Source organism: Streptococcus sp. 5004 (assembly GCF_013276755.1).
Taxonomy (GTDB): domain Bacteria; phylum Bacillota; class Bacilli; order Lactobacillales; family Streptococcaceae; genus Streptococcus.
Map to the genome: position 1 here is coordinate 105,341 of NZ_VMLP01000007.1, position 6,916 is coordinate 112,256.

Annotated in this window: 6 protein-coding genes; 5 read left to right on the forward strand and 1 reads right to left on the reverse strand. The window is 42.7% G+C overall.

Annotation, left to right across the window (positions count from 1 at the left end; genetic code table 11):
* Positions 1-40: 40 nt before the first annotated feature.
* The 5 genes from liaF to tig all read left to right on the forward strand — a co-directional run bounded on the left by liaF (position 41) and on the right by tig (position 4,410).
* Complete coding sequence (liaF, locus tag HT685_RS02990; protein ID WP_173217970.1) at positions 41-739, forward strand: cell wall-active antibiotics response protein LiaF; 699 nt, start codon at positions 41-43, stop codon at positions 737-739.
* Positions 736-1,731: a sensor histidine kinase gene (locus HT685_RS02995; protein ID WP_173226306.1), complete on the forward strand. Its 996-nt coding sequence runs from the start codon at positions 736-738 to the stop codon at positions 1,729-1,731. The genes liaF and HT685_RS02995 overlap by 4 nt, the downstream gene beginning before the upstream one ends.
* A gap of 13 nt (positions 1,732-1,744) precedes the next feature.
* A complete protein-coding gene (locus tag HT685_RS03000) occupies positions 1,745-2,377 on the forward strand; it encodes a response regulator transcription factor (protein WP_173226308.1) in 633 nt (210 codons plus the stop codon).
* On the forward strand, positions 2,378-3,034 hold the full coding sequence (locus HT685_RS03005; RefSeq protein WP_173226310.1) for a DNA alkylation repair protein: 657 nt from the start codon (positions 2,378-2,380) through the stop codon (positions 3,032-3,034).
* Between the two features lie 92 nt (positions 3,035-3,126).
* Positions 3,127-4,410 (forward strand): trigger factor, encoded by a 1,284-nt coding sequence (tig, locus tag HT685_RS03010; protein ID WP_016399077.1) that lies wholly within the window; start codon positions 3,127-3,129, stop codon positions 4,408-4,410.
* A gap of 47 nt (positions 4,411-4,457) precedes the next feature.
* Here the strand turns inward: tig and HT685_RS03015 are convergent, their stop codons facing one another.
* Complete coding sequence (locus HT685_RS03015; protein ID WP_173226312.1) at positions 4,458-6,824, reverse strand: ATP-dependent RecD-like DNA helicase; 2,367 nt, start codon at positions 6,822-6,824, stop codon at positions 4,458-4,460.
* Between the last annotated feature and the right edge of the window lie 92 nt (positions 6,825-6,916).

The window sequence follows — 6,916 nt, forward strand, 5'->3', positions numbered from 1 at the left end:
TTTTTGAATTGTGATAAAATAGAAGGGAGAGGATGCACCTATGAGAAAATTTAAAATCTTTTTATTTATCGAAGCCTGTCTTCTGACAGGAGCTCTGATTTTGATGGTATCAGAGCATTTTTCGCGTTTTCTGCTGATTTTATTCCTCTTTTTGCTTTTGATTCGCTATTACACTGGTAAAGAGGGCAATAATCTTCTTTTAGTGGTTGCAACCATTCTCTTCTTTTTCATCGTCATGCTTAATCCCTTTGTGATTCTAGCTATTTTTGTTGCGGTTATCTATAGCCTCTTTCTTCTTTATCCGATGATGAATCAGGAAAAAGAGCAGACCAATTTGGTTTTTGAAGAGGTGGTAACGGTTAAGAAGGAGAAAAATCGTTGGTTTGGAAATCTCCATCATTTTTCAAGCTACCAGACTTGCCAGTTTGATGATATCAATCTCTTTCGTTTCATGGGGAAGGACACTATTCATCTGGAGAGGGTCATCCTAACCAATCATGACAATGTCATTATCCTCAGAAAGATGGTAGGAACGACCAAAATCATCGTACCTGTAGATGTGGAAGTCAGTCTCAGTGTCAACTGTCTCTATGGGGATTTGACTTTTTTCAACCAGCCCAAGCGAGCGCTCCGCAATGAACACTATCATCAAGAAACAAGAGACTATCTTAAGAGTAACAAGAGTGTCAAGATTTTCTTGACCACTATGATTGGGGATGTTGAGGTGGTCAGAGGATGAAAAAACAAGCCTATGTAATCATTGCTCTCACCTCCTTTCTGTTTGTCTTATTTTTCTCCCACAGCTTGATGGAAATTCTTGATTTTGACTGGTCTATTTTCCTGCACGATGTCGAAAAAACAGAAAAATTTGTTTTTTTGTTGTTGGTGTTCAGCATGTCCATGACCTGTCTCTTAGCCCTATTTTGGCGAGGTATTGAAGAGCTTTCTCTAAGAAAAATGCAGGCTAATCTCAAGCGTTTATTGGCAGGGCAAGAAGTGGTTCAGGTTGCCGATCCAGATTTGGATGCCAGTTTCAAGTCCTTGTCTGGGAAACTTAACCTTTTGACAGAAGCTCTTCAAAAGGCTGAAAATCACAGCCTTGCTCAGGAAGAGGAAATCATTGAGAAGGAAAGAAAGCGGATTGCTCGGGATTTGCATGATACGGTCAGTCAGGAGTTGTTTGCGGCCCACATGATTTTATCGGGTATCAGTCAGCAGGCTTTGAAATTGAATAGAGAAAAGATGCAGATCCAGTTGCAGAGTGTCACAGCTATTTTAGAAACAGCCCAGAAGGATTTGCGGGTCTTGCTTCTGCATTTGCGACCAGTTGAATTGGAGCAGAAGAGTCTGGTTGAGGGAATCCAAATCCTCTTAAAAGAGCTTGAGGACAAGAGTGATCTCAAGGTTGCTTTCAAGCAAAATGTGACGAAATTGCCCAAGAAAATCGAGGAGCATATCTTCCGTATCCTGCAAGAGTTGATAAGCAATACCCTCCGCCATGCCCAGGCCTCCTGTTTGGATGTCTATATCTATCAGACGGATTTTGAATTGCAACTGAAGGTGGTGGATAATGGGATTGGTTTCCAGTTAGGGAGTTTAGACGACTTGAGTTATGGACTCCGCAATATCAAGGAGCGGGTTGAAGATATGGCAGGGACAGTTCAGTTATTAACAGCTCCCAAGCAAGGGCTGGCAGTTGATATCCGTATTCCCCTGTTAGATAAGGAATGATAAAGGAGTAAAGATGAAAATTTTACTAGTAGATGACCATGAAATGGTCCGCTTGGGTTTGAAAAGCTACTTTGACCTCCAAGACGATGTAGAAGTTGTGGGTGAGGCGTCCAACGGATCTCAGGGGATTGAGTTGGCATTGGAATTGCGTCCGGATGTCATTGTCATGGATATCGTCATGCCTGAGATGAATGGAATTGATGCGACCTTGGCTATCCTCAAAGAATGGCCTGAAGCCAAGATTTTGATTGTGAGCTCTTATTTGGACAATGAAAAAATCATGCCTGTCTTAAATGCAGGTGCTAGGGGCTATATGCTCAAGACTTCTAGTGCAGACGAACTACTCCATGCTGTTCGTAAGGTGGCTGCTGGCGAGCTGGCTATTGAACAAGAGGTCAGCAAAAAAGTCGAATACCACCGCAATCACATAGAACTACATGAGGACCTGACTGCGCGTGAGCGAGATGTACTCCAACTTATCGCCAAGGGCTATGAAAATCAGCGCATCGCAGATGAACTTTTTATCTCTCTCAAGACGGTCAAGACCCACGTGTCCAACATTCTTGCCAAACTTGAAGTCAGCGATCGCACCCAGGCAGCGGTCTATGCCTTTCAGCATCATTTGGTAGGGCATGAGGAGTTTTAGATGAGTCTAACAGATTTACTTGAGGAGCTAGAAGCAGCAAAAGATCCTCAAAAAGCAGGGCCTATGGAGGCCTATATGCGTCATCAATTTTCCTTTCTAGGCGTTGCGGCGCCAGAAAGAAATAAACTCTATAAAAAATATTTTCCAGAAGCGAAAAAAACAAAGATTATCGATTGGGATTTTGTAGACACTTGCTGGGAAAAAGAGTCTAGAGAATACCAGTATGTGGCTGCAAATTATTTGAAAGCCATGCAGTCTTATCTAAAGGACAGCGATTTGCCTAAGCTAGAGCAGTTGGTTGTTACCAAATCTTGGTGGGATACGGTGGATATCCTAGATCGAGTAGTAGGGAGTTTGGTGTATGACAAGCCGGAACTGGAAAAAATAATCCTCCAATGGAGCCTATCAGATAATATCTGGCTGAGACGTGTCGCTATTGACCACCAGTTGTTAAGAAAAGAGAAGACCAATGTTCAATTAATGGAAAAGATTCTGCTTCATAATTTGAACCAAACAGAATTCTTTATCAATAAAGCCGTTGGCTGGGCTCTGAGAGACTACTCCAAAACGAATCCAGCTTGGGTAGCAGGCTTCATTGAGAAAAACAAGGAAAGAATGGCTGACCTTAGTATCAAAGAAGCAAGCAAGTACCTCTAGCGTGATTGAAAAGCGCATTCATTACTTGAAAAAAGTCGCCCAGTTATGTTATAATAGACTGTATTTAAAAAATTTTAAGGAGAAATGACAGAATGTCTGTATCATTTGAAAACAAAGAAACAAACCGTGGTGTCTTGACTTTCACTATCTCTCAAGACCAAATCAAACCAGAATTGGATCGTGTCTTCAACTCAGTGAAGAAATCTCTTAATGTTCCAGGTTTCCGTAAAGGTCACCTTCCACGTCCTATCTTCGACAAAAAATTTGGTGAAGAGTCACTTTACCAAGACGTTATGAACGCTCTTTTGCCAAACGCTTATGAAGCAGCTGTAAAAGAAGCTGGTCTTGAAGTGGTTGCTCAACCAAAAATTGATGTAACTTCAATGGAAAAAGGTCAAGACTGGGTTATCACTGCTGAAGTTGTTACAAAACCTGAAGTAAAATTGGGTGACTACAAAAACCTTGAAGTATCAGTTGATGTAGAAAAAGAAGTAACTGACGCTGACGTTGAAGAGCGTATCGAACGCGAACGCAACAACTTGGCTGAATTGGTTATCAAAGAAGCAGCTGCTGAAAATGGTGACACTGTTGTCATCGACTTCGTTGGTTCTATCGACGGTGTTGAATTTGATGGCGGAAAAGGTGAAAACTTCTCACTTGGACTTGGTTCAGGTCAATTCATCCCTGGTTTCGAAGACCAATTGGTAGGTCACTCAGCTGGTGAAACTGTTGATGTTATCGTAACATTCCCAGAAGACTACCAAGCAGAAGACCTTGCAGGTAAAGAAGCTAAATTCGTAACAACTATCCACGAAGTAAAAGCTAAAGAAGTTCCAGCTCTTGACGATGAGCTTGCAAAAGACATCGACGAAGAAGTGGAAACACTTGCTGAATTGAAAGAAAAATACCGCAAGGAATTGGCTGCTGCTAAAGAAGAAGCTTACAAAGATGCAGTTGAAGGTGCAGCAATTGATAAAGCTGTAGAAAACGCTGAAATCGTAGAACTTCCAGAAGAAATGATTCACGAAGAAGTTCACCGTTCAGTAAATGAATTCCTTGGAAACTTGCAACGTCAAGGTATCAACCCTGACATGTACTTCCAAATCACTGGAACTACTCAAGAAGACCTTCACAATCAATACCAAGCAGAAGCTGAGTCACGTACTAAGACTAACCTTGTTATCGAAGCAGTTGCCAAAGCTGAAGGATTTGACGCTTCAGAAGAAGAAATCCAAAAAGAAGTTGAGCAATTGGCAGCAGACTACAACATGGAAGTTGCACAAGTACAAAGCTTGCTTTCAGCTGATATGTTGAAACACGATATCACAATCAAAAAAGCTGTTGAATTGATCACAAGCACAGCAACAGTTAAATAATCTTAATAGACAAAAAACCCACCTGCCTAGGTGGGTTTTCTGATACACTATTTTCTAAAAATCTCTTTGAGGTCTGCGTCTGTAATCCCAATCATGGCCGGGATGCTGTCCCAGTTTTCTTCGGTTAGGATGTAGGATTGTTCAGAGGTACTTGATGTGGCTGTTTCAGAGACCGCTTGTTGCTTTTCTTCAATAGTTTCAATTAAATCACTGAAGCGTTCAATCAGATAGGTTTTTCGGGCAGTTCCGATGTGCTGGGTAGCATAGTCAAAGGCCTGTAATTCGCCTAGTAAGATAAGCTTGCTTTTGGCGCGTGTAATAGCTGTATAGATGAGATTGCGCTCCAGCATACGCCTACTAGCACTGGTGATAGGTAGGATGACAACAGGGAACTCACTTCCTTGGGATTTATGGATACTCATGGCATAGGCCAAGCGAATCTTGTACCATTCGTTACGTGGGTAAGAGACCTCGTTGCCATCAAAATCAATGACAATCTCGTCTTGTTTCGACTCGGTGTATTTACCAGGAATCAGGTCTGTGATAGCTCCCAAATCCCCATTAAAGACATTGATTTCAGCATCGTTGACCAAATGAATGACCTTGTCGCCCTTACGATAATGGCACTGGGGAGCTTTAAAACTGACTTGATCTTTTTGTGGTGGGTTGAGCAGGTTTTGCATGAGCTGATTGATAGCATCAATCCCTGCCGTCCCTCGGTACATGGGAGCCAGAACCTGAATATCACGGGCAGGAATACCACTTCTGAGAGCAGCGTCTAAGATCTTTTCAATCGTAGCAGGAATATGGCCGCTAGCAATTTCAAAGTAGGAACGGTCAGCTTTTTTCTGGGTGAAATCGGCTGGCAAGATACCCTGTCGAATCTGACTAGCTAGGGTGACGATAGTTGATTCTTCGCTTTGTCGGTAAATTTTTTCCAAGCGAGTCTGAGGAATCAAGGGAATATGAAGTAGATCCGCTAGAACCTGTCCAGGACTGACAGAAGGCAGCTGGTCGCTGTCACCCACGATGAGGATTTTACTGTTAGAAGAGATGTTGGAGAAGAGTTGATTGGCCAGCCAAGTGTCCACCATGGAAAATTCATCCACGATGATAAAGTCGGCATCCAGATAATCTTCAAGATGACTGGTATCATCGTCGCCTGTCATTCCCAAGTGACGGTGTATGGTCGCACTAGGCAAGCCTGTCAATTCATTCATGCGACGAGCTGCTCGGCCAGTTGGAGCAGCAAGAAGAATCGGCAGGTTGCTTTTCTTCCTGAGATCAAGTCCTTCTAAAAGGGCATAAACAGCGATGATCCCATTGATAACAGTTGTCTTACCAGTACCAGGTCCACCTGTCAGGATAAAGACCTTGTTCTGGATAGCGTCACAAATCGCCTGTTTTTGAATGCTATCGTACTTAATCCCCAGATCTTCTTCGACAGTAGTGATATGTTTTTGAATGGTTTCTAAATCTTGGCTCTTCTGTTTTCCTTTTTCAAGGATACGAACCAAGTGACTACGGATGCCTTCCTCAGCGAAAAAGAGGCTGTTGTCAAAAATCTTGGTATCAATCTGCTGAACCTTGTCTTCTTCGATCAAGTAGGAGAGTTCTTGGGCTACTTGGCTGGGGTCCAGTTCCACGGGGCGAGAAGATTCAAGGAGAGTAAGGGTTTGTTCTAGCAAATCCCGTGCTTCAACATAGGTATCCCCTGTTTCCATACAGGCCTGAAAAAGACTGTGAACTAGACCGGCACGAAAGCGTTCAGGAGCCTGACTTTCGATGCCTAGTTCCTCCGCTAATTGGTCAGCAATGGTAAATCCCAAACCCTTGATATCCTCAACCAATTGGTAGGGATAATTTTCAACCACATCAAGGGTTTCTTCCTTGTAAAAATCTTGAATCTGAAAGGCTAGTTTGTTGGGAATGCCGTAGTTGGTCAGTTTAGCTAAAACCATCTCGGTTCCGTAGTTGAGACGGAGGGTGGAGACGAAAGCCTCGCGATTTTTTGCAGATAGTCCTGCAATGCCTTCTAGCTTTTCTGGGTGTTGCAGAATCTCGTCAATGGTATTGTCGCCATAGGTATCCACGATTTTCTGAGCTGTCTTGAGACCAATTCCCTTGAAATGGCTACTTGAAAAGTATTTGACAAGCCCTTTGCTAGTTGGTTTTGCGCGTTCATAACGGCTGATTTGCAGCTGCTCCCCGTACTTGGAGTGCTGGACAATTTGTCCCCAAAAAGTATAGTCTTCTCCCTCAATTACATCAGCCATGGTGCCCGTGACAATGATTTCAAAATCATCAAAATCCTCTGCGTCCGTATCGTTGATTTCTAGGAGGAGGATGCGATAAAAATTGCTGGGATTTTCAAAAATAATCCGTTCAATGGTTCCTGAAAAATAAACTTCCATAAGATTCCTTTGCATAAATAGGTGAGAGTTAATACTCTTCGAAAATATCTTCAAACCACGTCAGCTCTATCTGCAACCTCAAAACACTGTTT